Annotated in this window: 29 protein-coding genes; 16 read left to right on the top strand and 13 right to left on the bottom strand. The window is 74.3% G+C overall.

Features of this window, described 5'->3' with window-relative positions; translation table 11 throughout:
• Nucleotides 1-12 precede the first annotated feature (12 nt).
• Together ABD335_RS18715 and ABD335_RS18710 are read right to left on the bottom strand one after the other, a co-directional pair.
• The gene (locus tag ABD335_RS18715) at nucleotides 13-843 is read right to left on the bottom strand and encodes an inositol monophosphatase family protein (protein ID WP_344324519.1); all 831 of its coding nucleotides are present in this window, start codon (nucleotides 841-843) and stop codon (nucleotides 13-15) included.
• Nucleotides 844-932: 89 nt separating this feature from the next.
• On the bottom strand, nucleotides 933-2,741 hold the full coding sequence (locus ABD335_RS18710) for a gamma-glutamyltransferase family protein (protein ID WP_344324516.1): 1,809 nt from the start codon (nucleotides 2,739-2,741) through the stop codon (nucleotides 933-935).
• 190 nt (nucleotides 2,742-2,931) lie between these two features.
• Between ABD335_RS18710 and ABD335_RS18705 the strand changes: the two genes are divergently transcribed.
• Complete coding sequence (locus tag ABD335_RS18705; RefSeq protein ID WP_344324513.1) at nucleotides 2,932-3,690, top strand: SIR2 family NAD-dependent protein deacylase; 759 nt, start codon at nucleotides 2,932-2,934, stop codon at nucleotides 3,688-3,690.
• A gap of 27 nt (nucleotides 3,691-3,717) precedes the next feature.
• Here ABD335_RS18705 and hydA read toward each other — a convergent pair whose 3' ends face one another.
• Nucleotides 3,718-5,124, bottom strand: a complete 1,407-nt coding sequence (gene hydA / locus ABD335_RS18700) for a dihydropyrimidinase (RefSeq protein ID WP_344324510.1) — start codon at nucleotides 5,122-5,124, stop codon at nucleotides 3,718-3,720.
• 150 nt (nucleotides 5,125-5,274) lie between these two features.
• Here hydA and ABD335_RS18695 point away from each other — a divergent pair, with 150 nt between their 5' ends.
• Entirely contained in the window at nucleotides 5,275-6,036 is a 762-nt protein-coding gene (locus ABD335_RS18695; RefSeq protein WP_344324507.1) for a hypothetical protein, read from the top strand.
• Between the two features lie 196 nt (nucleotides 6,037-6,232).
• Complete coding sequence (locus tag ABD335_RS18690; RefSeq protein WP_344324503.1) at nucleotides 6,233-6,985, top strand: GntR family transcriptional regulator; 753 nt, start codon at nucleotides 6,233-6,235, stop codon at nucleotides 6,983-6,985.
• A gap of 29 nt (nucleotides 6,986-7,014) precedes the next feature.
• On the opposite strand, the gene ABD335_RS18685 is transcribed toward ABD335_RS18690, so the two are convergent.
• The 3 genes from ABD335_RS18685 to ABD335_RS18675 all read right to left on the bottom strand — a co-directional run bounded on the left by ABD335_RS18685 (nucleotide 7,015) and on the right by ABD335_RS18675 (nucleotide 9,125).
• Nucleotides 7,015-7,455, bottom strand: a complete 441-nt coding sequence (locus ABD335_RS18685; RefSeq protein ID WP_344324501.1) for a DUF6278 family protein — start codon at nucleotides 7,453-7,455, stop codon at nucleotides 7,015-7,017.
• 143 nt (nucleotides 7,456-7,598) lie between these two features.
• Nucleotides 7,599-8,375, bottom strand: a complete 777-nt coding sequence (locus ABD335_RS18680) for an exodeoxyribonuclease III (protein ID WP_344324498.1) — start codon at nucleotides 8,373-8,375, stop codon at nucleotides 7,599-7,601.
• 87 nt (nucleotides 8,376-8,462) lie between these two features.
• Nucleotides 8,463-9,125, bottom strand: a complete 663-nt coding sequence (locus ABD335_RS18675; RefSeq protein ID WP_344324495.1) for an MBL fold metallo-hydrolase — start codon at nucleotides 9,123-9,125, stop codon at nucleotides 8,463-8,465.
• Between the two features lie 176 nt (nucleotides 9,126-9,301).
• On the opposite strand from ABD335_RS18675, the gene gvpO reads away from it, so the two are divergent.
• Genes gvpO through ABD335_RS18625 form a run of 10 tightly spaced genes read left to right on the top strand, consistent with a single transcriptional unit; the run spans nucleotide 9,302 to nucleotide 14,539 of the window.
• Nucleotides 9,302-9,607, top strand: coding sequence for a gas vesicle protein GvpO (gene gvpO, locus ABD335_RS18670; protein ID WP_344324492.1), 306 nt, complete (start codon nucleotides 9,302-9,304; stop codon nucleotides 9,605-9,607).
• A 40-nt stretch (nucleotides 9,608-9,647) separates the two neighbouring features.
• Nucleotides 9,648-10,130, top strand: coding sequence for a gas vesicle protein GvpJ (gene gvpJ / locus ABD335_RS18665; protein WP_344324489.1), 483 nt, complete (start codon nucleotides 9,648-9,650; stop codon nucleotides 10,128-10,130).
• Entirely contained in the window at nucleotides 10,127-10,876 is a 750-nt protein-coding gene (locus ABD335_RS18660; RefSeq protein ID WP_344324486.1) for a GvpL/GvpF family gas vesicle protein, read from the top strand. Before gvpJ ends, ABD335_RS18660 begins: the two co-directional genes overlap by 4 nt.
• 10 nt (nucleotides 10,877-10,886) lie before the next feature.
• A complete protein-coding gene (locus ABD335_RS18655; protein WP_344324483.1) occupies nucleotides 10,887-11,123 on the top strand; it encodes a gas vesicle protein GvpG in 237 nt (78 codons plus the stop codon).
• A 42-nt stretch (nucleotides 11,124-11,165) separates the two neighbouring features.
• Nucleotides 11,166-11,762, top strand: a complete 597-nt coding sequence (locus ABD335_RS18650; protein ID WP_344324480.1) for a hypothetical protein — start codon at nucleotides 11,166-11,168, stop codon at nucleotides 11,760-11,762.
• Between the two features lie 6 nt (nucleotides 11,763-11,768).
• On the top strand, nucleotides 11,769-12,860 hold the full coding sequence (locus ABD335_RS18645; protein WP_344324477.1) for an SRPBCC family protein: 1,092 nt from the start codon (nucleotides 11,769-11,771) through the stop codon (nucleotides 12,858-12,860).
• On the top strand, nucleotides 12,857-13,189 hold the full coding sequence (locus ABD335_RS18640) for a gas vesicle protein (RefSeq protein WP_344324474.1): 333 nt from the start codon (nucleotides 12,857-12,859) through the stop codon (nucleotides 13,187-13,189). The genes ABD335_RS18645 and ABD335_RS18640 overlap by 4 nt, the downstream gene beginning before the upstream one ends.
• Complete coding sequence (locus ABD335_RS18635; protein ID WP_344324471.1) at nucleotides 13,186-14,031, top strand: GvpL/GvpF family gas vesicle protein; 846 nt, start codon at nucleotides 13,186-13,188, stop codon at nucleotides 14,029-14,031. Before ABD335_RS18640 ends, ABD335_RS18635 begins: the two co-directional genes overlap by 4 nt.
• On the top strand, nucleotides 14,028-14,261 hold the full coding sequence (locus ABD335_RS18630) for a gas vesicle protein (RefSeq protein ID WP_344324468.1): 234 nt from the start codon (nucleotides 14,028-14,030) through the stop codon (nucleotides 14,259-14,261). The genes ABD335_RS18635 and ABD335_RS18630 overlap by 4 nt, the downstream gene beginning before the upstream one ends.
• Nucleotides 14,237-14,539, top strand: a complete 303-nt coding sequence (locus tag ABD335_RS18625; protein WP_344324465.1) for a gas vesicle protein K — start codon at nucleotides 14,237-14,239, stop codon at nucleotides 14,537-14,539. The genes ABD335_RS18630 and ABD335_RS18625 overlap by 25 nt, the downstream gene beginning before the upstream one ends.
• Before the next feature lie 25 nt (nucleotides 14,540-14,564).
• On the opposite strand, the gene pcaDC is transcribed toward ABD335_RS18625, so the two are convergent.
• The 5 genes from pcaDC to ABD335_RS18600 form a co-directional block, all read right to left on the bottom strand.
• On the bottom strand, nucleotides 14,565-15,899 hold the full coding sequence (gene pcaDC / locus ABD335_RS18620) for a bifunctional 3-oxoadipate enol-lactonase/4-carboxymuconolactone decarboxylase PcaDC (protein ID WP_344324462.1): 1,335 nt from the start codon (nucleotides 15,897-15,899) through the stop codon (nucleotides 14,565-14,567).
• A gap of 65 nt (nucleotides 15,900-15,964) precedes the next feature.
• Nucleotides 15,965-16,513 carry a hypothetical protein gene (locus tag ABD335_RS18615; RefSeq protein ID WP_344324459.1) on the bottom strand — a complete coding sequence of 183 codons (549 nt, stop codon included), beginning with the start codon at nucleotides 16,511-16,513 and terminating at the stop codon, nucleotides 15,965-15,967.
• Nucleotides 16,510-17,655: an ROK family glucokinase gene (locus ABD335_RS18610; protein WP_344324455.1), complete on the bottom strand. Its 1,146-nt coding sequence runs from the start codon at nucleotides 17,653-17,655 to the stop codon at nucleotides 16,510-16,512. Before ABD335_RS18610 ends, ABD335_RS18615 begins: the two co-directional genes overlap by 4 nt.
• 123 nt (nucleotides 17,656-17,778) lie before the next feature.
• Nucleotides 17,779-18,498 (bottom strand): GntR family transcriptional regulator, encoded by a 720-nt coding sequence (locus tag ABD335_RS18605; protein ID WP_344324728.1) that lies wholly within the window; start codon nucleotides 18,496-18,498, stop codon nucleotides 17,779-17,781.
• A gap of 166 nt (nucleotides 18,499-18,664) precedes the next feature.
• Nucleotides 18,665-19,897, bottom strand: a complete 1,233-nt coding sequence (locus ABD335_RS18600; protein WP_344324452.1) for a cytochrome P450 family protein — start codon at nucleotides 19,895-19,897, stop codon at nucleotides 18,665-18,667.
• 359 nt (nucleotides 19,898-20,256) lie between these two features.
• Here ABD335_RS18600 and ABD335_RS18595 point away from each other — a divergent pair, with 359 nt between their 5' ends.
• A complete protein-coding gene (locus tag ABD335_RS18595; protein WP_344324449.1) occupies nucleotides 20,257-21,048 on the top strand; it encodes an IclR family transcriptional regulator in 792 nt (263 codons plus the stop codon).
• A 47-nt stretch (nucleotides 21,049-21,095) separates the two neighbouring features.
• On the opposite strand, the gene ABD335_RS18590 is transcribed toward ABD335_RS18595, so the two are convergent.
• Nucleotides 21,096-21,377 carry a DUF5955 family protein gene (locus tag ABD335_RS18590; RefSeq protein WP_344324446.1) on the bottom strand — a complete coding sequence of 94 codons (282 nt, stop codon included), beginning with the start codon at nucleotides 21,375-21,377 and terminating at the stop codon, nucleotides 21,096-21,098.
• 355 nt (nucleotides 21,378-21,732) lie between these two features.
• Here ABD335_RS18590 and ABD335_RS18585 point away from each other — a divergent pair, with 355 nt between their 5' ends.
• A complete protein-coding gene (locus ABD335_RS18585; protein WP_344324443.1) occupies nucleotides 21,733-22,371 on the top strand; it encodes a nucleotidyltransferase family protein in 639 nt (212 codons plus the stop codon).
• A 185-nt stretch (nucleotides 22,372-22,556) separates the two neighbouring features.
• A complete protein-coding gene (gene aceB / locus ABD335_RS18580; RefSeq protein ID WP_344324440.1) occupies nucleotides 22,557-24,179 on the top strand; it encodes a malate synthase A in 1,623 nt (540 codons plus the stop codon).
• A 130-nt stretch (nucleotides 24,180-24,309) separates the two neighbouring features.
• On the opposite strand, the gene ABD335_RS18575 is transcribed toward aceB, so the two are convergent.
• The gene (locus tag ABD335_RS18575) at nucleotides 24,310-25,710 is read right to left on the bottom strand and encodes an 8-oxoguanine deaminase (protein ID WP_344324437.1); all 1,401 of its coding nucleotides are present in this window, start codon (nucleotides 25,708-25,710) and stop codon (nucleotides 24,310-24,312) included.
• Nucleotides 25,711-25,770: the final 60 nt, after the last annotated feature.

Below are 25,770 nucleotides of genomic sequence, written 5' to 3'. Positions count from 1 at the left end.
TCGGCTCTCCCCTCACCCTCGAGGTCGGCTGGCGGAAGCCAGTAGGGAGAGGATACGACGCACCGTCAGCTCGTCCCGCGCCGCCGTGAAGGGCAGGGCGTTGCCGCCGGCGAGGCGGAACGGCTCGCCCGTCAGCGTGGCGTGGCCGCCGCCCGCCTCGGCGACCAGCAGCAGGCCGGCGGCGTGGTCCCAGGCGTTCTCCCAGGAGAAGGCCACCGCGTCGAGCGCGCCGCGCGCCACGTTCAGGTACTCCAGGCCCGCCGAGCCGCACGGCCGCGGCGCGACCCCCTCGGTGTCCAGGCCGAGCAGGGCCCGCTTCTGCTCGTCGGTGGTGAAGTCGGGGTGGGAGCAGGCGACCTCCAGCTCCGCGCCCGGCTCGGGACCGCCGGAGCGCAGACGCTCGCCGTTCAGGTACGCCCCCTCGCCGCGCCGGGCGACGGCCAGCTCCTCACGGGCGGGGGCGTACGTCCAGGAGGCCAGCAGCTCGCCGCCGTGGGCGAGGGCCACCAGGGTGCAGAAGCCCGGGTCGCCGTGGACGAACTGCCGGGTGCCGTCCACCGGGTCCACGATCCACACCGGGGCGTCCCCGCGCAACGCCTGGTACGTCGCCGGGTTGGCGTGCACCGCCTCCTCGCCGACCACGACCGAGCCGGGCAGCAGCGCGGTCAGGTCGGCGGTCAGCCGCTCCTCGGTGCGGTGGTCGGCGACGGTGACCAGGTCGTGCGGACCGCTCTTCTGGACCACCTCGTCCATGGCCAGTTGCCGCCAGCGGGGCAGGATCTCCTCCTGCGCCGCCTTGCGGATCGCCTCCTCGACTGCCGTCACCAACGCGTCATTGATCATCTCTCCATGGAAACACGTCGCCCGGCGTTCCCGCCGGACGGCGGATGGCCCCGAGGTGAACGAGGCGTTCCGCCAGGGGCCGGGGCGGCTCAGCGGCCGACCGCGTACCCCTGCATCCCGCGGGGGTTGGCCGCCGCCGAGAGCACGCCCGTCTCCGGGTCGCGGGCGACCGCGCACAGCCGTCCCTCCGACCAGGGGTCCGCGACGGTCACCGCGTGCCCGCGGCGGCGCAGTTCGCCGATCACCTCCTCGCCGGCGCGGGACTCGACGGTGACGGCGCCGGGCCGCATGGCGCGCGGGTGGAAGGAGCCGGGGACGTGCTCGTGGTGCCAGTTGGGCGCGTCGACGGCGCCCTGGAGGTCGAGCCCGCCGCGGACGGGGGCGCGCAGGGCGACGGCGAGGAAGAAGTGGGTCTGCCACTGGTCCTGCTGGTCGCCGCCGGGGGTGCCGAAGGCCAGTACCGGTTCCCCGTCGCGCAGTGCGAGCGAGGGGGTGAGGGTGGTGCGCGGGCGGCGGCCGGGGGTGAGGGTGTTCGGCAGCCCCGGCTCCAGCCAGGCCATCTGCAGCCGGGTGCCGAGCGGGAAGCCGAGGGAGGGGACGACCGGGTTGGACTGGAGCCAGCCGCCGCTGGGCGTGGCGCTGACCATGTTCCCCCAGCGGTCCACGACGTCCAGGTGGCAGGTGTCGCCCACCGTCGCGCCGTCGCGGGCCACGGTGGGCTCGCCCGCGCCGGCCGCCGGGGCGTCCGTCGCCCGCTCGGCGGCGGACAGGGCCCGCGAGCCCAGCCGGGGGACGCGCCCGCCGGGGGCGCCGGGGCGCAGTTCGTGGGAGGCCGTCGCGCCGACGAGCAGCCGACGGGCGGCGGTGTAGGCGTCGGAGAGCAGGTCGTCCAGCGGGACGTTCTCCGCGCCGTCCGCGTCGCCGTACCACGCCTCGCGGTCGGCGAAGGCGAGTTTGCTCGCCTCGATCAGGGTGTGGACGTACTCCCCCGTGCCGTACGCCGGTCCGTGGTCGGGCAGGCCCTCGAGGAGGGCGAGCTGCTGGAGCAGGACGGGGCCCTGGGACCAGGGCCCCGCCTTGCAGACCGTCCAGCCGTGCCAGTCGTACGTGACCGGCTCCTCGTACGTCGCCGACCAGGCGGCGATGTCGTCGCCGGTGAGGGTGCCGGCGTGGCGCTCGCCGGAGGTGTCCAGGGCGGGGCGGGCGGCGAAGTCGGCGAGGGCCTCGGCTGTGAAGCCCTCCCGCCACACCCGCCGGGCGGCCTCGATGCGCCGCTCCCGGCCGGGACCGGCGGCCTCCGCCTCGGCCAGCAGGCGCCGCCAGCAGGCGGCGAGCGCGGGGTTGCGGAGGAGGGCGCCGGGTGCGGGGGGCCGTCCGCCGGGCAGGTAGAGCTCGGCGGAGGTCGTCCACTCGGTCTCGAACAGCTCCCGCACCCGCTCCACCGTGGCCCCGATCCGCTCGACGGCCGGATGGCCGCGCTCGGCGTACCCGATGGCGTACCGCAGGACGTCCCGCGGCTCCTTGGTGCCGTGGTCGCGCAGCAGCGTCATCCAGGCGTCGAACGCGCCGGGCACGGCGGCGGCCAGGGGGCCGGTGCCGGGGACCAGGTCCAGACCGAGCGAGGTGTAGTGCTCCACGGTCGCGCCGCGCGGCGCGGGCCCCTGTCCGCACAGCACCCGCACCGGCCCGCCGGCGGGCGCCAGGAGGATCGGCACCTCCCCGGCGGGCCCGTTGAGGTGCGGCTCGACGACGTGGAGGACGAAGCCGGCCGCGACGGCGGCGTCGAAGGCGTTGCCGCCGTCCTCCAGGACGGCCATGGCGGAGGCGGAGGCCAGCCAGTGGGTGCTGGAGACCATGCCGAACGTGCCCTGGAGGGTGGGTCGGGTGGTGAACGTCATCGGCGGGGCTCCCGGTGGCTGCGGGGTCACGGATCGGGACGCAGTGTGCCGGCGTCGCCGTGCCGTGGAAACGCCGTGGAAACGCCGCGGAAGCGCGGCGGATGTGGGGCGGGGGTGCGGCGGAGGTGCGGCGGGAACGCCGCGGGAACACGGTCGAGGCCGGGCCGTCCGGCTGCGTAGGCTCGGAGGCATGAGCACGGACGGGACGGACGCGGCGAACGGCCGGAAACCCCTGGTGGCGATCCTCAGCGGGGCGGGGATCTCCACCGACTCCGGAATCCCCGACTACCGGGGCCCCGACGGGGTGTGGCGCAAGGACCCCGACGCCGAGAAGCTCGTCACCTACGCGTACTACATGTCCGACCCGGAGATCCGCCGCCGGTCCTGGCAGATGCGGCTGAACGGCCCGGCGCTGCGGGCGAGGCCCAACGCCGCGCACGAGGCGGTGGTGCGGCTGGAGCGGTCCGGGGTGCCGGTGCGGGTGATCACGCAGAACGTGGACGGGCTGCACCAGATGGCCGGGATGCCCGACCGCAAGGTGCTGGAGCTGCACGGCACCGCGCGGGCCGTGGTGTGCACCGGGTGCCACGCCCGCTCGGAGATGGCCAAGGCGCTGGAGCGGGTGCGGGCGGGGGTCCCGGACCCGGCGTGCGACCGGTGCGGGGGCATCCTGAAGTCGGCCACCGTGATGTTCGGGGAGGCGCTGGACCCGATGGTGCTGGCGGAGGCGGTGGCCATCGCCAAGGCGTGCGAGGTGTTCATCGCGGTCGGCACCAGCCTCCAGGTCCAGCCCGCCGCCTCGCTCGCCGGGATCGCGGCCGAGCACGGCGCGCGCCTGGTGATCGTCAACGCCGAGCCCACCCCGTACGACCCGCTCGCCGAGCGGGTGATCCGCGAGCCGATCGGGCGGGCGCTGCCCGCGCTGCTGGAGGAGCTGGCGGAGGGGTGACGTCCGGCCCGGCGGGACGGCGCGGGGTCAGTACGGCCGGTCGCAGGTGCCGCGCGGCAGGAAGTGTCCGTGTCCGGCGCGTCCGACGTACTCGCCGCGGTCGACGACCACCTCGCCGCGCACCAGGACGGTCTCGACCCGGCCGGTGACGCGCATGCCCTCGTAGGCGGAGTAGTCGACGTTCATGTGGTGGCCGGCGGCCGAGAGGGTGTGCTCGGCGGTCGGGTCGTAGACCACCACGTCGGCGTCCGTGCCGGGGGCGAGGCTCCCCTTCCGCCCGGCCAGGCCGAACATCCGCGCCGGGGCCGCGCAGGCGAGTTCGATCCAGCGGCGGCGGGAGATGCGCCCGGCCACCACGCCCTGGTGGAGCAGGTCCATCCGGTGTTCGATGCCCGGCAGCCCGCTGGGGATGCGGGTGAAGTCGCCGTGGCCCTGCTCCTTCTGCCCGGCGAAGTCGAACGGGCAGTGGTCGGTGGAGACCACCTGGAGGTCGTCGGTGCGCAGCGCCCGCCACAGGGCGTCCTGGTGGCCCTCCCCGCGGGGGCGCAGCGGGGTGGTGCAGACGTACTTGGCGCCCTCGAAGCCGGGCCGGGCGAGTTCCTCGGCGGAGAGGAAGAGGTACTGCGGGCAGGTCTCGCCGTAGACCGGCAGTCCCAGGTCGCGGGCCGCCGTCAGCTCCTCCACGGCCTGCCGTGCCGAGACGTGCAGCACGTACAGCGGCGCCCCGGCGACGCGGGCGAGCTGGACCGCGCGGTGGACGGCCTCGGCCTCCAGCAGGGGGTGGCGCACCTCGGCGTGGCGGCGGGGCTCGGTGCGGCCCCCGGCGAGGGCCTGGGCGGCGAGGACGTCGATGGCGACGCCGTTCTCGGCGTGCACCATGACCAGGGCGCCGTTGTCGGCGGAGCGTTGCAGGGCGCGCAGGATCCGCCCGTCGTCGCTGTAGTAGGCGCCCGGGTACGTCATGTACATCCGGAAGGAGGTGATGCCCTCCTCCACCAGCAGGTCCATCTCCTTCAGCGTGTCCTCGGTCACGTCGGAGAGGATCATGTGGAAGGCGTAGTCGACGGCGCACTGCCCGTCGGCCTTGGTGTGCCACAGGTCCAGCCCCTCGCGCAGCGTGCGGCCGCGGCTCTGGACGGCGAAGTCGACGACGGTGGTGGTGCCGCCCCAGGCCGCCGCGCGGGTGCCGGTGGCGAAGGTGTCGGCGGAGAAGGTGCCGTCGAAGGGGAAGTCCAGGTGGGTGTGGACGTCGACGCCGCCCGGGACGACGTAGCGGCCGGCGGCGTCGATGACGCGGTCCGCCGTCCAGCCCTTCGCGCAGGCGCTGCCGTGCGCGGCCAAGGCGGCGATCCGCGGTCCCTCGACCAGGACGTCGGCGTACAGCTCCTCGGCGGCGGTGACGACGAGTCCGCCGCGGACGACCGTACGGCTCATGCGCCCAACTCCTCCGGGCCGCGCCGTGGCGGCCCCGAGTGCGACCGTAAGCCCGCTCACCCGCCGCGGCAACCGCGGCCCGGCGCCCCTCCCGTCCGCCTGTGTCATGCACCGGACGGAAACGCACGCGCGCCGCTACGCTTCCGCCCCATGGACGACAACCTGCGCGAGATCGTGCTGGGCGTGCTCGCGGCCGGCGTGACCACGTCGCTCGGCTGGTTCGGCCGCACCTACCTGTGGCGCCGCCGACTCCACCGCACACAGCGCTTCTTCGGACTGCCGTCCCACTCCGAGTGCCTGCTGGTGGTCGGCCGCAAGGCCAGTGCCGGAGAGGGCGCGGTGTCCCGCGACGACGTCTTCGCGCTGCTGGAGCTGTCCGCGCTGATCAAGGACTGCGGCGCGCACGCGCAGGTGCTCTCCCACGACACCGTCCGGCAGGGCTTCGGCGAGCGCACCGAGTTCTGCATCGGCGGCCCCGCCTCGAACCGCCGTGCCGCGGCCCACCTCCACTCGCTGCTGCCGGGGGTCCAGGTGAACACCGACGCCGAACCGGGCCCGGACCAGGCGTCGTTCACCATCGGCGGCGAGCGCCACCGCATGGAGAAGGGGTCGGTGGAGCACGTCCTCCTGGCCCGGCTCACCGCGGGCGAGGGCGCCCACCCGGTCTTCCTCGCCTGCGGCCAGCGGGCCGTCGCCAACCAGGCCGCCGCCCGCTACCTCGCCCGCCACCACGCCAGGCTGGCCCGCAAGTACGGGGTGAACGGCACCTTCTGCCTGTTGCTGAGGGTCGTCAACTCCCAGGCGTACGGGCCCGACGTCGTCGAACTGGTCGCGGACGTCACCCAGGCCGCCACCAGCCCGCCCGCCTCGCCGCCGGCCTCCGGCGGCGGGAGGCGCCGCGCCCGGAGCTGACGGGGAGCCGGAACCGGCGCGGCCCCGTCGAACCCCGGAGATCGCGGGGGCGGACACACCGACGCGCCGGTGACGTCGCCGGCGGCGCCCCCCAGGGCGGAATCCCGCCTTCTACTCTGTTGACCCAGGTACTGACCCAGGTGCGAAGACCACTCCCCGTACCCGGTGCAGGCGGCAGCACGGAGAGGAGTCCCGTATGGGCGACAGCAGGCCGGTCTACCAGCGGATAGCCGACGACCTGCGCCGGCAGATCGACGAGGGCGTCCTGGCCGTGGGGGACCGGATCCCGTCGCGCTCCGAGCTGAAGCGCACCTACGCCGCCAGCGACCAGACCGTGGACCGGGCGGTGCGCGTGCTCAAGGCCGCGGGCTACGCGGAGGGGCAGTTCGGACGCGGGGTGTTCGTCACCGACCGCCGCCCCCTCGGGAGCCTGCTGCGCACCTCGGACACCGCGGACTCCCCGTTCGCCGCCCGGATCAGCACCGGCGCCGCCACGACGTCGCTGTTGTGGGAGGCCACCTCCGCCACCACGACCGCCCCGCCCCGGATCGCCGAGCGGCTGGGGATCGCCGCGGGGGACCGCGTGATGTGCACCCGGTACGAGTACCTCGCCGACCGGCGACCGCTCCAGCTCGCCACGAGCTGGGAGCCCCTGGCGCTCACCGAGGGCACCGAGGTGGTCTTCCCCGAGCGCGGCCCGTACGCCCGGCGCGGGGTGCGCGAGCGGTTCGCGGCCATCGGGGTGCGGGTGGTGGGGGCCACCGAGCTGGTGGGCTCGCGCCCGGCCACCACGGCGGAGTCGGAGGCCCTGGGCTGTTCGCCGGGGCAGTGCGTGACGGTCGTCGAGCGCACCCACCACGCGGCGGACGGTCGGGCCGTGGAGACCTCCGACATCGTGGTGCGCGCGGACCGCTGGCGGCTGGAGTACCGGATCGCCTTCGCCGACTGACCCCGACCGGGGTCCCCGCCACGCCCCCGCTACGCCTCGGACGCCTCCGCGTACATCTGCGACAGCTCCGGCGTGCCGCTGAGCGCCCACTCGCGGCCCGCCTCCACCACGTCGAGTTCCCGACCGGAGGCGAGCCGCACCACCGGACGGCCGCTGGGCCACACCTGCCACCGGGCCCCCGGCACCGTGCGGACGACGACCGTGCCCAGGTACAGGCCCGCGTCGTTGCCCAGCCAGGGCAGCACCTCGGGATCGTCCCGCCACAGCGGCAGGAGCTGGTCGAGGGCGGTGAGGGACTCGACCGTGTCGTCCAGTTCGATCCCCGCCGACTCGGCCTGTGCGCGCAGCAGTTCGCACTCGGAGAGCAACTGCGCCACTCCCTCGGCGTCGTGGGAGACCTCTCCCACCACCGCCACGCCGCGGGACGGGCCGTACCGCTTGCGCCAGTTGTCCAGGAAGGGGATGTTCATATGCCTCAGGGTGTCACCACGGACGCGATGAACACCACAGGCACGCGGAGGACCGTGCGACCCGCCGCCTCTTCCGCCGTCGGGCGCCACACGGCCCCCACACCTCACACGCCCCGCTCACACGCCGGGCTCACGGGTCCGGCTCACACGTCGAGGTCGACGACGACCGGGGCGTGGTCCGAGGCGCCCTTGCCCTTGCGCTCCTCGCGGTCGACGTAGGCGTCCTTCACCGCCGCCTCGAAGGCCGGGTTGCCGTAGACCAGATCGATGCGCATGCCCTTGTTCTTGGGGAAGCAGAGCTGGCGGTAGTCCCAGTAGGTGTAGGGGCGGTCGTACTTCAGCGGGCGCGGCACGATGTCGGACAGGCCCGCCTCGCGCAGGTCGGCCAGCGCCTGCCGCTCGGCCGGGGTGACGTGGGTGGCGCCCTCGAAGACGGCCGGGTCGTAGACGTCCGCGTCCGTCGGAGCCACGTTGTAGTCGCCGAGGACGGCGAAGGGCCGCTCCCCCGTCTCCCGCTCGACCAGCTCCCGCAGGGCGGCGAACCACCGGAGCTTGTACTCGTAGTGGGGGTGGCCCACCTCGCGCCCGTTGGGCACGTACACCGACCACAGGCGCACCCCGCCGCAGGTCGCGCCGACCGCGCGGGGCTCCTGGACGCCCTCGTACTCCGGCCCGCCCGGCAGGCCCACGACCGCCTCCTCCAGACCGACCCGGGAGACGATCGCCACGCCGTTCCAGCGCCCCGTGGCGTTGACCGCCGCCTCGTAGCCGAGCTCGCGCAGCGGCTCGGCCGGGAACGCCTCCGCCGTGCACTTCAGTTCCTGGAGGCACACCACGTCCGTGCCGGTGCTCTCCAGCCAGGCCAGCAGCCGCGGCAGCCGGGAGGTGATCGAGTTGACGTTCCAGGTGGCGATGCGCATGGCAGCGAATCTACCGCCCGGCACCGACAGACCGGAGGCCGGTCGCGGCGGCCGGGCGGTTCGCGACGAGCGCCGGTCGGGTGTCGCTCAGAGCGTGGTGCTCTCTCCGGGCGCCAGCCGCACGTGCTCCGCGCCGCCGATGCCGGGGCCGTTCGGGCCGAGCATCCGCCCGTAGATCGCGTGCCCGAAGGGCGACAGCAGCCCGTCGTGGACGTCGTACGCCACCTTCGGGGCCACCTCGCGGACGTAGTCGACGACCTCGGAGACCTTGCTCCAGGGGGCGTGCACCGGCAGCAGCAACGTGTCCACCGGGCGGTTCGGCACGGTCAGGGCGTCACCGGGGTGGAAGACCGCGCCGCCGGGGCCGTCGGCGTAGGTGACGGCGTAGCCCACGTTGGTGATGCGCGGGATGTCCGGATGGATGACGGCGTGGAGTTCGCCGTGCACCTCCACCTCGAAGCCCGCGGCGGTGAAGGTGTCGCCGTTCCCGACGGTGTGGACGCGTCCGGGGAAGGCGGCGGAGAGCCGCTCGGCGACGCTGCGCAGGGTCCAGATCTCCGCGCCCGGGTTCGCCTCCAGCGCGGCGCGCAGCCTGCCCTCGTCGAAGTGGTCGGGGTGCTCGTGGGTGACGAGGACGGCGTCGGCGCCGACCGCGGCGTCCTCCTCGCTGAAGCCTCCCGGGTCGATGACGAGCGTGCGTCCGTCGCGGTGCAGGGCGACACAGGAGTGGCCCTTCTTCGTGAGCTCCATGGGGGTCATTGTGCTCCCCGGGGCGCCGGACGGTGATCGACCGGCCCCGTCGGGGGCGGGGCGTCCGCCCGGTCCGGGCCCGGCACACGATCGGGGGAGGGAGCCGCCGATCGGGTCGGCTCCCACTGGCGTAGCACGGAGCGCGCCGGGAAGTGCCCTGTGCCAATACTGCGTTCATGGCGGATCGAGAGCGACGCGAGCGGACGGAGAGCGGCGTCGGGACACGTGTGCGCGGCCCGGAGGAGGCGGCGGAGCGTGCCCGTGAGCGGCTCGCCGGCCTGATCGGCCACACCACGGAGGGTGTGTCGGCCGTGTGCCGGGCCGAGGAGGGCTGGCACGTGTGCGTCGACGTCCTGGAGGTGCCCCGCATCCCCGACACCACCAGCCTGCTGGCCACCTACGAGGTGGAGATCGACCACCACGGCGAACTCCTTCGGTACCGCAGGGTCCGCCGTTACCGGCGCGGCGCCGCGGACGAGTGATCCCACGGCGCCGGCATCGCCCCGGAGAGGACTTCCCCCCATGCCCACCACCAGAACCTACAGCGACGACGTCGTCTGCGTTCCCCGCGCGGGGAACCTCTACGACGTCCTCGACCTCATCCTCGACCGCGGAATGGTGATCGACGTCTTCCTGCGGGTCTCGCTCGTCGGCATCGAGATCCTCAAGGTCGACGCCCGGATCGTGGTGGCGAGCGTGGACACCTACCTCCGCTTCGCCGAGGCGTGCAACCGCCTGGACCTGGAGTACGACCGGTCCAGGACCGTCCCCGAGATGTTCGCCGGCGGTGGGGGCGGCGCGGCCGGCCTCACCGGCAGGGCGGCGGCCAAGAAGACCGCGAAGGCCCTGGGCGGCGCGGTGAAGAGGGCCGTCACCGGCGAGGGCGAGGAGGACGAGGAGGACGAGGAGCGCGAGGAGGAGCGGGAGGAGCGGGAGGAGCGGCGCCCGCGGCGGGAGGCCCGCCCGCGGCGGCGGACCGGCGGGTCGGAGCGGGGTGAGTCGTGACCGTCCCCGGTGTCTACGTCTACGGCGTCGTCCGCTCCGACCATCCGGAGCCGACCGGCCGGCCCGGAGTCGGGTCGCCTCCCCGCCCGGTGCGCACGCTGCGGACCTCCGGGCTGGCCGCCGTGGTCAGCGACGCGCCCGAGGGGCTGCGGGCCCGGCGACGCGACCTGATGGCGCACCAGAACCTGCTGCTGACCCTGGCGGCGGACGGTCCGGTGCTGCCGATGCGCTTCGGTGTGGTCGCCCCCGACGAGGACTCCCTGGCGCGCCGACTGGAGCCGCCGGAGAGCCGTCTGGCCGCGCTGGAGCGCCTGGAGGGCCGGGTCGAGATGAACCTCAAGGCGATGCCCGCCGAGGACGCGCTGGAGGAGCTGGTCCGGGAGGACGCGAGGGTGCGGAGGCTGCGGGAGGCGGCGCGGCGGGCCCCCGGGTACGAGGCGAGCGTCCGCCTGGGCGAGGCCGTCGCCGCGGGGCTGGACCGCAGGGCCCGCGAGGCGGCGCGGCGGGTGGTGGACGACCTGTCCGCGCTGGCCGACGCCACGGCACACGGCTCGCGGACGCCGGGCTGCGTGGCGAACGTGTCGTTCCTGGTCCCGCGCGTGCGGCTGGGGCGCTTCGCCGACGCCGTGGAGGAGCTGGCCGTGCGGCACCGCCACCGCGTCGTGCTGCGGCCGACCGGGCCGCTCCCCTGCTACAGCTTCGTCGACGACGCCACCGCGCCCCGTCCCGTCCGGGTCGAGGCGTGAGGGGCCGGCGATGGGGCTGTTCACCGAGATCCTGCTCCTCCCCCTGGCGCCGGTCCGGGGCGTGGTGTGGCTGGCCGACCGCGTCGCCGACGTCGCGGAACGGGAACTGTGCGATCCCGCCGCCCTGCGCCTGCGGCTCGCGGAGCTCAACGAGGCCCTGGAAGCCGGGGAGATCGACGAGGAGGAATTCGAACGAGAGGAGGAACGGCTGCTGGACCTGCTCGAACAGCGCCCCCGCCCCGCGTGAGCGCTCGCGACGGCCCGAACCATCTGACGCGAAGGCACATCGATGAACGACCCCAAGAAGACCACCCTTGCGGCCGCCGTCGTCGGCGGATACATCCTGGGCAGGACCAAGAAGGGCAAGCTCGCCCTCCTCCTCGCCTCGATCATCGCGGGACGCAAGATCCCCCTGAACCCCCAGGACCTGATCACCCAGGGCGTGCGGAAAATCGCCGACACCCCTCAGTTCCGGGAATTGACCGAACAGGTGCGCGACGAGTTGGTGCAGTCCGGACGCTCGGCCGCCCGCGCCGCCGCGGACCGCACGATGAGCTCCTACGCGGACGCCCTCCACCGACGGACCGAGGAGCTGCGGCGCCGGAGAGGCGGCGGTCGGCCGGAGCCGGAGGGCGGCGAGGCGGAACACGAGGAACCGGAGGGCAAGGAACCAGAACGCGAGGAACCGGAGGGCAAGGAACCGGAACGCGAGGAGCCGGAAGGCGAGGAACCGGAGCGCGAGGAGGGGGAGCACCGCTCCCGGCAGCGCCGGACGGAACGGAGAGCGGCGCACAGGCCGCACCACACCACGCCCGCCGACCGGCGGGACTCCCCGTCCGATCGGACGGCGGAGAAGTCGTCCCACCGCACCGGTCACCGGAGGTAGCGAGCCATGGCCGACAACACCCAGGACACCGCACAGGACGGGTCCGGCTTCGACCGGCTCAAGGAAGAACTGGGGGACTTCCTCCACGCCCAGGCCCGGCACTGGGTCGGCTCCGTCGGCGACCGGCTCGGCCACCTGACCGACCGGATCCACGACGGCGACGGCGGGGGCGTGCTCTCGATCGGACGGCGCGTCCTCGGCGGCGAGTCCCCCGTCAAGGCCATCGTCAGCGAGAAGGCCAAGGGCCTCAAGGACAAGGTCGTGGGAGGCGTCAAGGGGGTCTTCGGCGGCGGGGGCGGCGAGGGAGGAGGGAAGGCCGGAAGCATCAAGGTGACCAACATCATCGAGACGGTCGACATCGGACTCCCCCGCCGCACGGTGTACGACGCCTGGACCCAACTGGAGGAGTTCAACACCTTCACCAAGGGCGTCCAGAGCGTCTCCATGTCCGACGAGGTCGAGTCCGACTGGCGGGTGAAGATCGCCTTCTCCAACCGGAGTTGGAAGGCCACGATCCAGGAGCAGATCCCCGACGAGCGGATCGTGTGGGACTCCGAGGGCCCCAAGGGGACCACGCGCGGCGCCGTCAGCTTCCACGAACTGACGCCGAACCTCACCCGGGTGGTCGTGGTCGTCGAGTACTACCCGTCCGGGTTCTTCGAGAAGACCGGCAACCTGTGGCGCGCGCAGGGGCGCCGGCTCCGGCTCGACCTCAAGCACTTCCAGCGCCACGTCACGCTCACCGGCAAGGAGGAGCTGGGCGAGGGCTGGCGCGGCGAGATTCGGGACGGCGAGGTCGTCCTCAGCCACGAGGACGCCGTGGAGCGGGAGCGGCGGGAGAGCGGCGAGGGCCGGGAGAAGCCGCGTCGCGGCGAGGAACGCGGCGAGGAAGAGGAGGAGGAGCCGCGTCGCGGCGAGGAACGCGGCGAGGAAGAGGAGGAGGAGCCGCGTCGCGGCGAGGAGGAGGGCGAAGAGGAAGAGGAAGAGGAGGAGTACGACGACGAGGAGGACGAGTACGACGACGAAGAGGATGAAGGCGACGAAGAGGACTACGACGAGGAAGAGGAGGACGAGGACGAAGGACGGCGAAGCCGATGACGTACACCTCGGCGGAGCCGGCCCTCCCCCACGACGGGACTCCCACGGGCCCGCCCTCCGGGAGCCTCGCCGATCTCCTCGAACGCGTCCTCGACAAGGGCATCGTCATCGCCGGCGACATCAAGATCGACCTCCTCGACATCGAACTCCTGACCATCCGGCTGCGCCTGTTCGTGGCATCGGTCGACACCGCGCGGAAAGCGGGCATCGACTGGTGGGAGACCGACCCCGCGCTGTCCACCCGCGCCGCGCACAACGCCCTCGCCGACGAGAACGAGCGGCTGCGGCGGCGCCTGGCCGAGCTGGAACCGAAGGCGGCCGACGCATGACCGACACCGCTCTCCCCGACACCACCGTCCACCCCACCCCCGTCCCTGCCACCCCTCCCGACACCACCACTCTGACCTGCGTCTTCGCGGTCTGCCGCGCCGGCCGCGCGGAGGCCCCGGCGGGCGTGTCCGGACACACGGAGGGAGGTGCCCTGCGCACGCTTCCCGCGGGGCGCCTCACCGCCGTCGTGCAGCACGTCCCGGCCGTCGGCTTCTCCCAGGAGGCCCTCCGGGAGCGGCTGGCCGACCGGCGAACCCTCGAGGAGTGCGCGCGGGCCCACCACGAGGTGGTCTCGGCCGTGGCGGCCGTCGCGGACACCGTGCCCCTGCCCCTGGCCACGCTCTACCTCGACGACGACCGCGCCCGCTCCGCCCTCGTCGGCAACGAGCGGCGGTTCCTCGACGTCCTCGACCGGATCACCGGCCGTCTCGAATGGGGCGTGAAGGTCTACACCGTCGCCCCGCGGACCCGGCCGGAGCGGTCCGGCCCGCCGCCCGCCGCGTCCCCCGGCCCCGGCGCGGGCCGGGCGTACCTGGAGCGGCTCCGGAACCGCCGGCAGGAGCGGGACCGGTTCCACGACGCGGCACTGCGCACGGCCGAGCGCGTGGACGCGGCCGCGCGCGCCGTCGCCGTCGCCGCCCGGCGGCTGCGCGCGCACGGCCCGGAGGCGACCGGGAAGCACCGGTCGCAGGTGCTGAACGCGGCCTATCTGGTCCCGGTCGGCCAGGAGCGGCGGCTGCGGGAGGCCCTGGCCCCGTATCAGGGGACACCGGGCGTCGAACTGGAACTGTCGGGGCCGTGGGTCCCCTACTCCTTCACCGACGGGAGCGCCCTCGCATGACCGCCCTGTCCGCCGCCCCCTGGGGCGACGTCCCCGCCGAGGCCCTCGGCCCGATCGGCGTCCCGCTCGTGGACCTGCTGGACCGGGTCCTGGCCACCGGCGTCGTCGTCAGCGGGGACGTGGTGATCGCCATCGCGGAGGTGCCGCTGGTGCGGCTCTCCCTGCACGCGCTGCTCTCCACCGTCAACGAGAGGGTGCCGGCCCCGTGGACCGACAGCGGGCCGCTGTGACGGTCGGGAACCGCCTCGACGTCGACGGCGAGACCGTCGGCCGCGACCTCGTCGCCCTGGTCCTCACGATCGTCGAGCTGCTGCGGCAGCTCATGGAGCGGCAGGCCGTCCGGCAGGTCGAGAGCGGCACGCTCGACGACGACCAGGTGGAGCGGATCGGGACCACGCTCATGCTCCTGGAGCAACGGATGGACGAGCTGTGCGAGCACTTCGGCCTCGGCCCCGAGGACCTCAACCTCGACCTCGGCCCCCTGGGCACGCTGCTGCCCCGCGACTGAGCGCCGCCGACGGGCGGTCGCGGGCCTAGTCCCTGGGGGTGGTCTCCTCCCGGATGACGCGCCGGGCGACCTCGAAGGCGGCGTTCGCGGCGGGCACCCCGCAGTAGACGGCCGTGTGGAGCAGCACCTCCTTGATCTCCTCGGGGGTGAGCCCGTTGCGCAGCGCCGCGCGGGTGTGGGCGGCCAGGTCGTCCAGGTGGCCGCGGGCGGTGAGGGCGGTGAGGGTGACCACCGAGCGGGTGCGGCGGTCGATGCCGGTGCGGGCCCACACCTCGCCCCAGGCGTAGCGGGTGAGGAAGTCCTGGAAGTCGCCGGTGAAGGCGTCGGTCTCCGCCAGGACCCGGTCCACGTGGGCGTCGCCGAGCACGTCGCGGCGGATGCCCATGCCGGTGTCGTACGACGGGCCGGGGTCGGTCGGGCGGGGCTCGCCGGCCGTCAGGGCCGCGACGGCGACGCCCTGGGGCGGCTCCTCCCGGTCGGCGGGGGCGGGGTCCGCGGCCGTGTCCGCCCGGCTCACGGTCACGGTGTCCGGGGGCGGCGGGGCGTAGGCGGCGGGGGCGACGGCCGAGGTGTCCTGCCGTCCGGGGGGCAGCGCGGCGGAGAGGTGGGAGACCAGCAGCTCGGTGACCTCGGCGGGCCGCTCCACCGGCGCCAGGTGGCAGGCGTCGGGGACGAGCGCGAGCCGGGCGTCGGGAATCCCGGCCACCAGGGCGCGGGCGTCGGCCGGCGGGGTGACCCGGTCCTCGGCCCCGGCGACGACCAGGGTGGGCACGCCGATCCGGCCCAGCTCCTGACGGACGTCGAAGGAGACCAGCGCCTCGCAGGCGGCTATGTAGCAGCCGGGGTCGGTGGTGCGGACCATCTGGACGGCCCAGTCGACGATGGCGGGCTGCGCGGCGGCGAAGGCGGGCGTGAACCAGCGCTCGGGGGTGGAGCGGGCGATGGGGTCCAGGCCGTTGGTCCGGACGACGACGCCGCGCTGCCGCCAGGAGTCGGGGGTGCCGTACCGGGGCGCGGAGGAGATCAGCGCGAGGGAGACCGGCTTGCGGGAAGTCCCGAGCGCGAGCTGGACGCCGACGGCTCCGCCCAGGGAGCAGCCCACGTAGGCGAAGCGGTCCACACCGAGGGAGTCGATCGTGGCCAGCAGCCGGGTGGCGAGTTCGACCACGGTGGGAGCGGGGTGGGCGGGGGCGCCGCCGTGGCCGGGCAGGTCGAAGCGGAGCACCCGCCAGTGGCGGCTCAGCTCCGGGACCTGGCGGTCCCACATGTGCCAGGTGGTGCCGAGCGCCGGCCCCAGGACGACCAGGGGCGCGTCGGGCGGTCCGTCGATCCGGTACTGGAGGGTCTTGGTCTCGCTCACCCCGCCACGCTACCGACCGGCCGGTGCGGGCCCCTCGGGCGGGGGCGCCGGGTGCTCGGAGCGGCTCAGAACTCCGCGGTGGAGACGACGTAGATCCGCGGGCGCTTCTCGTGGGTGACGTCCACGGTGATCTCCAGGTCGGGGCGCTCGCCGGGCCGCTCGATCCGGGTGCCCGCGAACCGGCGGTCGGGGGCGTCGAAGTCCCAGCCGACCGCGTCCGCCTGCCGGTCGTCGACGCCCTCCCCGCCCTCGCGGAGTTCGGAGGAGTCGCTGCCCACCTCCTCCAGGAAGGCGTCCAGCTTCGCCCGGGAGGTGCGGAACTGGACGTAGAGCGAGCTGCGCTCCCAGGCGTTGCGCTCGTAGTGCGCCACGTAGCTCGCCCCCTTGGGTATGGGGACCTCGTAGATGCGGCGCTCGACCTTGCTCGGCCACTGCCACACCAGGCCGGTGGCCGCGGCGTCCCGCTGCTTGTCCTTGCCGCTCTCGCGGCTCTGGTGGGCGGAGAGCACCAGGTAGCCGGCCGGGATGGCGATCAGCAGCACCACCACGATCGCGGCCAGCCAGCGGTGCTTGGGGCGGTGCGGCGGGCGGTCGGGCAGGGGGACGCCGGTCATCGGCCACTCACCCACCCCCGCGTCGGCAGCAGGCCGACCCCGGTGCGCTCGTACCGCTCCACGCGGCGGCGGTTGGCCCGGCGGAACCGGCGGGCGACCAGCCGGGCGAGGTCCGCGGCGCCGACCATGCCGGCCTCCGGTCCGAGCTGGGCGCGGACGATGCGGGCCTCGGGACGGTAGCCGCGGCCGGTGAGGTGGCGGCGGAAGGCGTCCCGGGCGGGGCCGATGAGGAGTTCGTCGGCGGCGCTGACGCCGCCGCCGATGACGAAGCAGGACGGGTCCAGGGCGGCGGCCAGGTTGGCGATGCCGACCCCGAGCCACTCGCCGATCTCCTGGAGCAGCTCGACGCACATCGCGTCGCCCTCGCGGGCCAGCTCGGTGATCAGCGGGCCGGTGATGTCGGGGATGTGGCCGCCGACCCGCTCGATGATCCCGTGCGCGACCGGGGACTCGGCGGCGGCCAGCTCGCGGGCCTCGCGGACCAGGGCGTTGCCGGAGCTGTACTGCTCCCAGCAGCCGCGGTTGCCGCAGGGGCAGCGGTGGCCGCCGGGCACGACCTGCATGTGGCCGAACTCCCCGGCCACGCCGTACTTGCCCCGTTTGACCTGGCCGTCCTCCAGTATGGCGCCGCCGATGCCGGTGCCCAGGGTGATCATGACGAGGTGGTCCTCGCCGCGGCCCGCGCCGAAGCGCCACTCGCCCCAGGCGGCGGTGTTGGCGTCGTTGTCGACCATGACGGGGACGGCCAGCCGCGCGGTCAGCGCGGCGCGCAGCGGCTCGTCGCGCCAGGCGAGGTGGGGGGCGAACAGCACCCTGGAACGGTCGGAGTCCACCCAGCCCGCCGCGCCGATGCCGACGGCGTGGACGTCGTGCCGGTCGGAGAGGTCCAGGACCAGTTCGGTGATGGTGTCCTCGACGACCTTGGGGCTCTTGGACTTGTCGGGGGTCTCGGTGCGGACCTTCTCCAGGATGTTGCCGTCGGCGTCGACGACACCCGCCATCACCTTCGTACCGCCGATGTCGATGCCCACCGTCGGCACGCGCGGTGCGGACAGGTGCGAGCGCCGCTCGCGGGTCGCCACGGTGCGTAGCACCGTCGCTCGGGTCGAGTTGCGGTGCGTCCGGTCGCGGTACGTGCTCATCAGGTCGATTGTGCACCACACGCGGTCACCGTTCCGGAGGGAGCCCGGGATACGGGCCGATCCGTGACCGAGCTGTTCCGGTTTACCGCCCGTGTTCCGGCACGCACACCCGTACGAACCGGGTCAGGAGCGGACGAGGAGCTGGAACTCGAAGGCGTAGCGGGAGGCGCGGTAGAGGTGGGAGCCGTACTCCACGGCCCGGCCGGTGTCGTCGAAGGCCGTGCGCTCCATGGTCAGCAGCGGCGCGCCCTCCGGCTCGCCCAGCAGCTCGGCCTCCTCGGCGGAGGCGGCGCGGGCGCCGATCGTCTGCCGGGCGCTGTGGAGGGTGATCCCGGCGGAGCGCAGCAGCCGGTACAGGCCGGTGTTCTCCAGCTTCTCGCCGTCCAGGTCGATCAGGTCGGGCGGGAGGTGGTTGCGCAGGTGGGCCATGGGCTCGCCGTGGGTGGAGCGGAGCCGCTCCACCAGGCGCACCTCGCTGCCCTCGGGGACGCCGAGGGCGGCGGCGACCTCGGCCGTCGCCTCCACGGTGTCCAGCCGCAGGACCCGGGTGCCGGGGCGCTGGCCGGCGGCCTCCAGGTCGTCGTAGAGGCTGCTCAGCTCCAGCGGGCGCTTGATCTGGCTGTGCACGACCTGGGTGCCGATGCCGCGGCGGCGCACCAGCAGGCCCTTGTCCACCAGCGCCTGGATGGCCTGTCGGACGGTGGGCCGGGACAGACCGAGCCGTCCGGCCAGCTCGATCTCGTTGCCCAGCAGGCTTCCGGGGGAGAGCCTGCCCTGCTCGATGGCCGCTTCGAGCTGCTGCGAGAGCTGGAAGTACAGCGGGACGGGACTGCTGCGGTCCACGCTGAACTGGAGGTCCACCGGATCCTTCTTCGCCACGGTGCGGAGCCTAGCCGCGACATCGATTGACGGAAAGACGTGAGGTCAGATTGACAGGACAAACAACGCCGGGTGGCCGAACGGACACCCGGCGACGGTCCCCGTCCTCTCCCCCGCCTCCGCCGGCGGGCTAGAAGCGCACCGGCAGGCGGTGCGGGCCGCGGATGAGCATGCCCTGCCGCCAGGAGAGGGCGGCGGGATGCGCGTCCAGGGCCAGGTCGGGGCAGCGGTCCAGCAGGGCGCGGAAGGCGACGCGGCCCTCCAGCCGGGCCAGCGGGGCGCCCAGGCAGTGGTGGATGCCGTGGCCGAAGGCGAGGTGCCCGCGCGTCTCGCGACGGATGTCGAAGCGGTGCGGGTCCGGGAAGCGGTCCGGATCGCGGTCGCCGTCGGCGATGGCCGCCAGCACCAGGTCGCCGCCGCCGGGGATCACCGTCCCGCCGATCTCCACGGGCCCGGTGGTGAAGCGGTAGGTGGGGGTCTCGACCGGGCCGTCGTAGCGCAGCATCTCCTCGACGGCGTTCCCCGTCAGGGAGGGGTCCGAGCGCAGCAGCTCCAACTGGTCGGGGTGGGTGAGCAGGGCGAGGGTGCCGTTGGCGATCAGGTTGACGGTGGTCTCGTGGCCCGCGACGAGCAACAGCCAGGCCATGCCGAGCAGCTCGCCGGCGGACAGCCGGTCGCCGTCCTCGTCGGCGGTGTGCAGCAGGGCGCTCAGCAGGTCCTCGCCCGGCTGCCTCCGCTTCTCCTCCAGCAGCCCGGTGAGGTACTCGGTGACGGCGGCCTCGGCGGCCCGCTTCTCGTCGAAGCCGGCGTCGCCGACGGCGACGGCCGTCCAGCGCCGGAAGGACTCCCGGTCCAGGAAGGGGACGCCCAGCAGCTCGCAGATCACCGTGATGGGCAGCGGGAAGGCGTAGGCGTCCACCAGGTCGGCCCGTCGGTCCGGGACCTTCAGCATCGCGTCCAGCAGGTCGTCCGCGATCTCCCGCACGCGCGGGGCCAGGGACTCCACGCGCCGTGCGGTGAACTCGCGGGCGACGAGCCTGCGCAGTCGGGTGTGGTCCGGCGGGTCGCTGCTGAGCATGCTGACCCCGGAGGCCACGGGCCTCGCCCCCAGGGTGGGCGAGGCGTTCCGCCAGCTCTTGGAGAGCCGCGGGTCGGCGAGGACGGCCCGCGCCTCCTCGTACCCGACGACCAGCCACGCCTCGATGCCCTCGGGCATCCGCACGCGGTGCACGGGACCGCGGGCGCGCAGCTCGGCGTAGACGGAGTAGGGGTCGCGGGCGAAGTCCTCGCCCAAGGCCGCCAGATCGACCGGTTCCGGGCCGCTCGGCGCCGGGCCCACCGGTGCCGGCTCGTCCGTGCTCATCCGTCGTGCCTCCCCTGTGTCGACGGGCCGTCAACGGACCGTGATCGATGATGCCAGGGGGGTGGGCGCGGACAGGGGCCTTATCCGGCCAGGAGGGAGATGTCCGATTCCCGGTACCGCTCGGCCGCCCGGCGGACGCCCTCCACCGACGCCTCCCTCGGGTGGTCCCCGCGGAAGGGGGGCGGTGTCCACCACGGCGCCGCGGACGATGCCGGGCGCGGCGCGTCGGACCGGCGCCCGGTCCCCCCTTCCTCCGCCGGCGCCCCCGCCCCCGACCGGCCCCGACGCCGGGCAGGGACGCCGCGATGGCCGGAACGGGCCGGTAGGCTGCGCCTGACCCGACCCGAAAGGATCGTGACGTGCCGCCGTCCGCCGAGCGCAAGCCCTCCGCCGCCAACGGCGGCGTCCAGTCCCTGGAGCGCGCCTTCGGCCTGCTGGAGCGGATGGCCGACGCCGGGGGCGAGGTGGGGCTGAGCGAACTGGCCGCCGACAGCGGGCTGCCCCTGCCGACCATCCACCGGCTGATGCGCACCCTGGTGGCCTGCGGCTACGTGCGCCAGCAGCCCAACCGCCGCTACGCGCTCGGCCCCCGCCTCATCCGCCTCGGCGAGAGCGCGTCGAGGCTGCTGGGCGCCTGGGCGCGACCGCACCTGGCGCGGCTGGCCGAGGAGACCGGCGAGACCGCCAACATGGCGCTGCTGGACGGCGACGAGGTGGTGTACGTCGCGCAGGCGCCCTCCCGGCACTCGGTGCGGATGTTCACCGAGGTCGGCCGCCGGGTGCTGCCGCACTCCACGGGAGTGGGCAAGGCGCTGCTGGCGCACCTTCCGAACGACCGGGTGCGGGCGCTGCTGTCCCGCACCGGCATGCCCGCCGCCACCGACCGGACCATCACCTCGCCGGAGGTCTTCCTCGAAGCCCTGGAGCGGGTGCGCCAGAACGGGTACGCCGTGGACGACAACGAGCAGGAGATCGGGGTGCGGTGCATCGCCGTGCCGGTGCCCGACGCGCCGACGGCGACCGCCATCTCCGTCTCCGGCCCGGCGGGCCGGGTGACGGACGCGGCCCGGGAGGAGTTCGTCCCGCTGCTGAAGGAGATCGCCCGCGACCTCTCGGCCACGTTGGCCGGTACCCGCCCCACCGACGGATGACGGCCCGACGGCCTCCGCGACGGCGGTCGGACGCCGTCCGCCACCGGTCAACGCACCGGCCGCCCGAACAGCTCGACGGCGTTGCGCACCTCCCCCAGCGCCTCGGCCAAGGCGCTCACCGAACCGATCGCACCCGCGATCAACAGCAACGAGTGGCGCAGCCGGGCGACCTCGGGCTCGCCCGCGCGCACCATGGCGTCCACGGCCGCCAGTTCCTCCTCGGCGATCGCGCGGTCCGCCAGACAAGCACGGTAACCGGCGAGTTCACGGCGTAAGCGGGTCACGGCCCGGTGCAGTTCGACGACCCGCGGGTCGTCCTGCCCGTGCACGACCGTACGCCGTTCTACCGCTTCCTTTCGCAACGCAGCTCCCCCCACACGGATGCTGTGTTCCGTCGTCGTTCCGTCGTCGTTCCGTCGTTCCGCCGCCGCCGAGCGCACCTGTCCGGGGGTGTTTCCGCAGCCGTCGGACCCCGCGCCGTACCGGTCCGGCGGAAGGGGTCCGCACAGTAAACGCCACTCTCCGCACATCGCGCTACACGGAGGGCGAAACTCGGGGCACAATTCAGGCCACTCGAATCGATGTTCCCCTTGCCTCTGCCCGAGGCACATGCTCCAGGCAGAAACGGCGGAAGGGAAGGGGGGCGAGTGCGCGTCGAACACCCACACGGCGGACAGGACGGACATGACGATCTCCCCTCCCGACCCCCGTTCCGGCCCCCAGGTCGGCCGAACCGTTCCCCTCGTCGCCGGGCTGCTGCTCGCGGCGGGCGGCGGGCGGCGGCTGGGCGGACGTCCCAAGGCGCTCCTCCCCCACCGCGGCCGTCCCCTGGTCGAGCACGCGGCGCGGGCACTGCGCGCGGGCGGCTGCGCCCCGGTGCACGTGGTGCTGGGCGCCGGGGCCCGCGAGGTGCGCGCCCGGGCCGTGTTGCCGGGGTGCGTCCTGCTGGACAACCCGCGCTGGGAGGAGGGCATGGGGTCGTCGCTCCGCGCCGGCCTGGCCTCCCTCGCGGACTCGGGCGCCGGCGCCGCGGTGGTCTCGCTCGTCGACCAGCCGGGGATCGGCCCGGCGGCGGTGGCCCGGCTGCTCGCGGCGTACGAGGACGGCGCACGGCTGGCCGCCGCCGCGTACGGCGGGCGCCGGGGCCATCCGGTGCTGCTGGGCTCGGGGCACTGGACGGCGGTCGCCGCCGGCGCGACGGGCGACCGCGGGGCCCGCGCCCACCTGCGGGAGCACGCGGACGAGCTGGTGCTCGTCGAGTGCGGCGACATCGCCGACCCGGCCGACGTCGACACCCCTGACGACCTGTCGCTGCTGGAGTGAGCGCGGCGGGGACGGGAAGGGTGAGGGCGCGTCACCCCATCGGTGACCATTGAGCTTCCACGATGAGGAAAATAATCTCCATTATCGAGCGGTTCCGGCGGGCGCTGTGCGCAGCCCCGACCGACAGGCGACCGACCGTCGACCCGACCGTCGACCCATCAGGCGACCGACAGGAGTGACAGCCCATGTCCGCAGCAGCGCCGACCCCGCCGGTGACCGTCCACGCCGATCCGGGCCGGGCGCCGGAGCGCCAGGGGGAGGTCCTCACCGAGGCCGCCCTCGCCTTCCTCGCCGAGCTGCACCACCGGTTCACCCCGCGCCGCGACGAACTGCTGGCCCGTCGGGTCGAGCGCCGCGCCGAGATCGCCCGGACCGGCACCCTGGACTTCCTCCCCGAGACCGCCCACGTCCGCGAGGGCGACTGGCGAGTGGCCCCCGCCCCCGAGGCCCTCCGGGACCGCCGGGTGGAGATCACCGGCCCGACCGACCGGAAGATGACGATCAACGCCCTCAACTCCGGGGCCCGCGTCTGGCTCGCCGACTTCGAGGACGCCTCCTCCCCCACCTGGGAGAACGTGATCGGCGGTCAGCTCAACCTGATCGACGCCCACGAGCGCCGCATCGACTTCGCCTCCCCCGCGGGCAAGAGGTACGCGCTCCGGCCCGCGGAGGAGCTGGCGACCGTCGTGGTGCGACCGCGCGGCTGGCACCTGGACGAGCGTCATCTGCGGGTCGGCGACCGTCCCGTCCCCGGCGCGCTCGTCGACTTCGGCCTGTACTTCTTCCACAACGCCCGCCGGCTCCTCGACGCGGGCAAGGGACCGTACTTCTACCTGCCCAAGCTGGAGTCGCACCTCGAGGCGCGGCTGTGGAACGACGTCTTCGTCTTCGCCCAGGAGTACTGCGGCGTCCCGCAGGGCTCCGTCCGCGCCACCGTGCTGATCGAGACCATCACGGCCGCGTACGAGATGGAGGAGATCCTCTACGAGCTGCGCGACCACGCCTCCGGCCTCAACGCGGGCCGCTGGGACTACCTGTTCTCCATCGTCAAGAACTTCCGGGACGCCGGCGAGCGGTTCGTGCTGCCGGACCGCAACGCGGTGACCATGACCGCGCCCTTCATGCGCGCCTACACCGAACTGCTGGTGCGCACCTGCCACAAGCGCGGCGCCCACGCCATCGGCGGCATGGCCGCGTTCATCCCCGACCGCCGCGACCCCGAGGCCAACGAGCGGGCCTTCGCCAAGGTCCGGGCCGACAAGGACCGGGAGGCGAGGGACGGCTTCGACGGCTCCTGGGTCGCCCACCCCGATCTGGTGCCGGTCGCCCGGGAGTCCTTCGACGCGGTGCTGGGCGAGCGGCCCCACCAGAAGGACCGGCTGCGCGAGGACGTCCGCGTCACCGCCGCCGACCTCCTCGCCGTCGACGCCCTGGACGCGCGGCCGACCCGCGAGGGGCTGGTGAACGCCGTCCGGGTCGGCATCCGCTACATCGAGGCGTGGCTGCGCGGCACGGGAGCCGTGGCGATCTTCGGTCTGATGGAGGACGCCGCCACCGCGGAGATCTCCCGTTCGCAGATCTGGCAGTGGGTCGACGCCGGCGTGGTGCTGGACACCGGGGAGAAGGTGACCCCCGAACTGGTGCGCGCCCTGGCGGAGGAGGACCTGGCGGGCATCCGCGCGGAGCTCGGCGAGGAGGCGTACGCGGCGGGACGGTGGCGGCAGGCGCACGACCTGCTGCTGAAGGTGGCGCTCGACCGGGACTACGCCGACTTCCTGACCCTGCCCGCGTACGAGCTGCTGGACTGAGACGGGTCCGGGACCGGACCGGACACCGGAGCGGGACCGGACCGGGAGGAGCCGTCGGGCCCGGACGGGCCGGCGCCGAGGACGGCCGGAATCGATCCCTCCGGCCGTCCTCCCCGACCGGCTCCCCGGGTCACCCCTCGCCGGCGGCGACGCGGGCCAGCCGCCGGGCCGCGTCGCGGGCGCCGCGCGCCACGGCGTCCTCGTCCACCCCGACCGTCCGGCCGTCCTCGACGACCGGACGGCCGCCCACCAGGGACAGCGTGACGGGGGCGGCGGCCCCCAGGACCAGCGCGGCCACCGGGTCGGCGATCGAGGAGTGGCCGAGCCCGTCGAGCCGCCACAGCACCAGATCGGCGAGCTTGCCCGGCTCCAGCGAACCGATCTCGGCCTCGCGCCCCAGCACCCGCGCGCCGCCGTACGTGCCCAGGCGCAGCGCCTGGCGGACGGTCAGCGCCTTCTCCCGGTGCGCGCCGAGCCGGCTCACCAGCAGGGCGTTGCGCAGCTCGGTGTGGAGCTCGCCGGACTCGTTGGAGGCGGTGCCGTCCACCCCCAGCCCGACCGGGACGCCGGCGGAGAGCAGGTCGGGGACCCGGGCGATTCCGGCGCCGAGCCGGGCGTTGGAGGACGGGCAGTGGGCCACGCCGGTGCCGGTGCGGGCGAAGGCGGCGATGTCGGCGTCGGACATGTGGACGCAGTGCGCCATCCACACGTCCTCGCCCAGCCAGCCGGTGGACTCGAAGTACTCGGTGGGGCCCGTGCCGAACAGCTCGTGGCAGAACTTCTCCTCCTCCACCGTCTCCGAGCCGTGGGTGTGCAGCCGCACCCCCGCGCGGCGGGCCAGCGCGGCGGCCTCGCGCATCAACTCGGTGGAGACGGAGAAGGGCGAGCAGGGCGCGACCGCGATGTGCAGCATCGAGCCGAAGGAGGGGTCGTGGTGCGCCTCGATCGCCCGCTCGGTGGCCGCCAGCGCCTCCTCGGTGGACTCCACGGCGAAGTCCGGCGGCAGGCCGCCGTCGGACTCCCCCCGGTCCATCGAGCCGCGCGCGGCGGTGAACCGCACGCCCGTCTCGCGGGCGGCGCGGATCTGCGCGCCCAGCAGGTCGCCGGAGCCGCGCGGAAAGACGTAGTGGTGGTCGGCGGCGGTCGTCACGCCGCCGCGGACCATCATCGCCAGGGACGCGCGGGAGGCGGCGTACACCATGTCCTCGTCGATGCGCGCCCAGACGGGGTAGAGGGCCACCAGCCAGTCGAAGAGATTGCTGTCCTGGGCCAGACCGCGGGTGAGCCACTGGTGGAAGTGGTGGTGGGTGTTGACCAGGCCGGGGGTGGCCAGGTGCCCGGTGCCGTCCACCCGGCGGACCACGTTCTCCAGCCCCCGCGGCGCGGGCCCCGGGCCGACCGACTCGACGACCTCGTCCGCGACGACGACGTGGCCGAGGGCGTACTCGGTGTCGTCCGCGTCCACGGTGGCGATGGCGCAGTTCTCGATGACGGTGCGCTCGGGGTGCCGTACCGGTGTCCGTGCTGCCATGGCGGCTGCCGTCCCTTCCTGGTGGTGGGGCCCGGTGGTGGGGCCGTCGATTCGTCCGCC

The organism is Streptomyces macrosporus (assembly GCF_039533145.1).
GTDB lineage: Bacteria > Actinomycetota > Actinomycetes > Streptomycetales > Streptomycetaceae > Streptomyces > Streptomyces macrosporus.
This window is presented reverse-complemented; position numbering and strand designations above follow the sequence as displayed.